Annotated in this window: 4 protein-coding genes; 3 read left to right on the forward strand and 1 reads right to left on the reverse strand. The window is 73.5% G+C overall.

All coding sequences use genetic code 11. The annotated features are described in order from the left end of the window. The first annotated feature begins 136 nt into the window (after positions 1 to 136). Together JNW98_RS35130 and JNW98_RS35135 are read left to right on the forward strand one after the other, a co-directional pair. Positions 137 to 1,393 (forward strand): MFS transporter, encoded by a 1,257-nt coding sequence (locus tag JNW98_RS35130; protein ID WP_223772321.1) that lies wholly within the window; start codon positions 137 to 139, stop codon positions 1,391 to 1,393. 3 nt (positions 1,394 to 1,396) lie between these two features. Beyond that, positions 1,397 to 2,512 (forward strand): hypothetical protein, encoded by a 1,116-nt coding sequence (locus tag JNW98_RS35135; RefSeq protein ID WP_223772322.1) that lies wholly within the window; start codon positions 1,397 to 1,399, stop codon positions 2,510 to 2,512. A gap of 86 nt (positions 2,513 to 2,598) precedes the next feature. Here the strand turns inward: JNW98_RS35135 and JNW98_RS35140 are convergent, their stop codons facing one another. Next, positions 2,599 to 3,150, reverse strand: a complete 552-nt coding sequence (locus JNW98_RS35140; protein WP_223772323.1) for an AAA family ATPase — start codon at positions 3,148 to 3,150, stop codon at positions 2,599 to 2,601. Between the two features lie 179 nt (positions 3,151 to 3,329). Between JNW98_RS35140 and JNW98_RS35145 the strand changes: the two genes are divergently transcribed. Next, a partial coding sequence (locus JNW98_RS35145) for a hypothetical protein (RefSeq protein WP_223772324.1) occupies positions 3,330 to 3,608 on the forward strand: 279 nt, incomplete at its 3' end.

A 3,608-nucleotide genomic window follows, 5' to 3' on the forward strand; every position in this document is an offset into this window, starting at 1 on the left:
GGCCGGCCGCCGCCGCCCGGGCGGTGCCGCGGCCCGGACGCCGACCGGGTTCCCGACCAGCCAGCACGTCCGCGCCCGCCGGCGCGCCCCATGCCCCGGCGGCCCGCGGTGCACCGAGAGGAAGAGAGCACGCGCCATGTCCGACCTCGCCACCCTGCCGTCCACCCCCACCCGCGCCCTCGAACGGGACTTCCGCCTGCTGTGGATCGGCAGCGCGATCAGCCAGTTGTGCGGGATGGCGACGGTGGTCGCGTTCCCGCTGCTCGCGGCCCGCACGCTGGGCGCGTCGGTCGGTGAGGTCGGCCTGATCACGGCGGCGGGCTATCTGCCCTGGCTGGTACTGACGCTGCCGGCCGGCGTGTACTGCGCGCGGCTGCGCCCGCGGACGCTGCTGCTCCTCGCCGACCTCGGCCGCGCGGGGATCGTGACCATGGTGCCGGTCCTGGCGGCGGCGGGGCACCTGGCGCTGTGGCACCTGTACCTGTCCAACGTCCTGGTCAGCTGCGCGACGGTGTTCTACGAGATCGTCTACCTGTCCATGCCGCCCCGCATGCTGCCCAAGGACCGGTTGGTCCACGGCAACGTCCGGCTCCAGATGGCGCGCGCGATGTCGCTGGCCTTCGGCCCGGCGGTGGCCGGGTTCACCGTGCAGGCGCTGGGACCGGAGCACGCGCCGCTGCTCAACGCGGGCGGTTTCGTGGCCTCGGCGGCGTGCAACCTGCTGATGCGGGCGCGGATCGAGGCGCCCGGCGCGACGTCCCGCACGGCGGGCCTGTGGGCCGAACTCGCGGAGGCGTTCCGGTTCGTAGCCCGGCGGCCGGTCATCCTCGCGTCGATCGCCGGTTCCGCCCTGGGCAACTGCTGCTTCGCCGCCTACGAGGCACTGGTGATCCTGTTCCTGGCCGACGACGTCGGGGTGGCCCCCGGCACCCTGGGCCTGCTGATCGGCTCGGTGGGCGTCGGCGGGCTGGTCGGGGCGTTCGGCGCGGGCCGGGTCAGCCGTCGGCTGGGGTCGGCGCGCGCGGTGTGGATCCCCGCCGTGGTGTGCGCCCCGGCGGGGCTGTTGCTGCCGCTGACCGGGCCGGGCTCCGGGCTGTTCCTGTTCCTGTGCGGCGCGCTGCTGTTCCACGCCGGGTTCGCCGTGTTCTCGGTGGGCCAGGCCACGCTCGTCCAACTGCTCACCCCGTCCGACCTGTTGCAGCGGACGGTCGCCTGCGTCCGGTTCGTCAGCCGCGGCATGCTCTTCGTCGGCGGACTGGTCGGCGGCTTGCTCGGCAGCCTGTTCGGCCCGCGGCTCGGGCTGGCCGTCGTGATGCTCCTCTGGATCGGCGCCCCCCTCGTCACCGCCTCCTCCCGGCTGCGGTTCTGGCGGGACATTCCCACTCTGGAGTGACACATGTCCGAAACGATCGACATCGTCATCACCACCATCGGCTCCGGGGAGTTCCTGGAGCGCTACGCCGACACCCTCGCGGAGGGCGGCGCCCGGCTCGTCGCCGTCCCGGACCGCCGGACGCCCGCCGCCTTCCACGCGGCCTGCGACCGGGCCCGCGCCCGGGGCGCCTCGGTCGTCTCCCCCGACGTGGCGGAGCAGGACCGGCTGCTGGCGAAGCTCGGGGTGCCGGACCTCGTCCCGTACGACTCCGACAACCGGCGCAACATCGGCTACCTGCTCTCGTACCTCGACGGCAGCGCGTGCGCCGTGTCCATGGACGACGACAACCTGCCCGCCGCGAGCCCGTTCCTGGACGAGCACCGGGTGGTGCTGGCGGGTCCCGCGCGGCACCGGACGGTGTCGTCGGCGTCCGGCTGGTTCAACGCCTGCGACCTGCTGGACGTGACGCCCTGCCGGGTGCACCCCCGGGGTTTCCCCTACGGGCCGCGGACGGCGTCCGACGCGCCGACGTGGACGGAGGAGAGGGCCGACGTGCGCGTCAACGCCGGGCTGTGGCTGGGCGATCCGGACGTGGACGCGGTGACCCGGCTCGCGGTGCGGCCGGAGGTGACGGGCTACCGGGGGCGGCCCGCCGTCCTGGCGCGGGACACCTGGTGCCCGGTCAACTCGCAGAACACGGCGGTGCACCGGGACGCCCTGCCCGCCTACTACTTCCTGCGGATGGGGCAGCCGGTCGGCGGAGTACCCCTGGAGCGCTTCGGGGACATCTTCAGCGGGTACTTCGTCGCGGCGTGCGCCAAGCACCTGGGGCACGCCGTCCGCTTCGGCGGCCCGCTGGTCCACCACGAGCGGAACGCGCACGACCTGTTCGCCGACCTCGCCGGCGAGCTTCCGGCGATCCGCTTCATGGACGAACTCCTCGACTGGCTGCGCAAGTTCCGCCTTGAGGGGAGCGACTACCGCGAGGCGTACGCCTCGCTCGCGGAGGGTCTGCGGGAGTTCGCCGAGCAGGCGCGCGGCCCGGCCTGGACGCAGGACGCGCGGGCGTTCCTGCACCGGAGCGCCCACCTGATGCGCACCTGGCTGACCGCGGTCCGCCGGATCGACGGCGCATGAGGCGGCGCACGAGACGGCACACGAGGCCGCCGGGAGGGCGCCCGGCGCGGGGCTCGTCGGGACGCTCCCGCACCGGGCGGCGGAGTTCAGCCCTTGGCGAGGATCGCGTCGACGGTCTCGGTGAGGGTCAGGTCCGAGCTGTCGAACCACGTCCCCTGGCCGTCGAGTTCGGACCGCATCGCCTCGTCGAGGAACGACCAGTCGTCCGCCAGCACCTTGTCCCGTTCGGCGACCCGCCGGGCGACGACGTCCGCCGTGGGCGCGAGGACGATGAGGTGCAGCGGCAGGCCCTTCAGCTGCTCCAGGTAGTAGTCGAGGTGGGCGCGCCGGACGACCACGTCGTCGATGACGGGGACGACCCCGGCGGCGTGGAAGCTGCGGGCGAGCACCGAGGCGTTGCGGGCGCGCAGCAGCAGCTGGCGGTCGGCCTCCAGGTCCTCCTCCGGCGAGGGCAGGTGCCCGCCGGAGACGATGAGGTCCTGGATGTGGTCGCCCTCGATGTGCGCGCCGAGGGGAAAGCGCCGGGCGAGGGCGTCGGACACCGAGCTTTTCCCGGATCCGGGAATGCCGATGACGAGGTAGGCGTCGGACGCGGGTTCGGTGTCGACGACCAGGCCCTGGAAGGAGTTCTCCGGCATTCTTCCTCTACTCCTTTTCGAACTCTTCGAACTTCTCGAACTTTTCGAATTCTTCGCGGGTGTCGCTGTGTCGAAAGCGTGGAGCGGCGGTCGGCGCGGCGGTCGGTAACGGCCGGTGCGGCGATCGTAGCAAGCGCCGGCGTGCCGCCCGTTCCGATGCACCGGACGACGAGGGGCTCATGACATTCGACCATGCGCTGCCGCCTCCCCCGCCGTGGCTGCTGCTTTTTTCCGCGGCCACGCGCACGGAGTTGACGGAGGGCGCGAAAAGAACGGCGGAATTGCTGGCCGGCGGCGCTCGCCCGGATGAGCTCCGGCCCTTTTCCGTCCGCCCCGGCCCGGAACGCCTGGCGGTGGCCGCGGCGGACGCGGCGGGGTTGGCCGAGGGGCTGGCGTGCTTCGCCGGCGGCCTGCCGAGCCCGCGCTGGACGGCGGGCCGGGCGGACGGCGCGGCCGGC

It is taken from the genome of Streptomyces huiliensis (assembly GCF_020037025.1).
In the GTDB taxonomy this organism is placed as follows: Bacteria; Actinomycetota; Actinomycetes; order Streptomycetales; family Streptomycetaceae; genus Streptomyces; species Streptomyces huiliensis.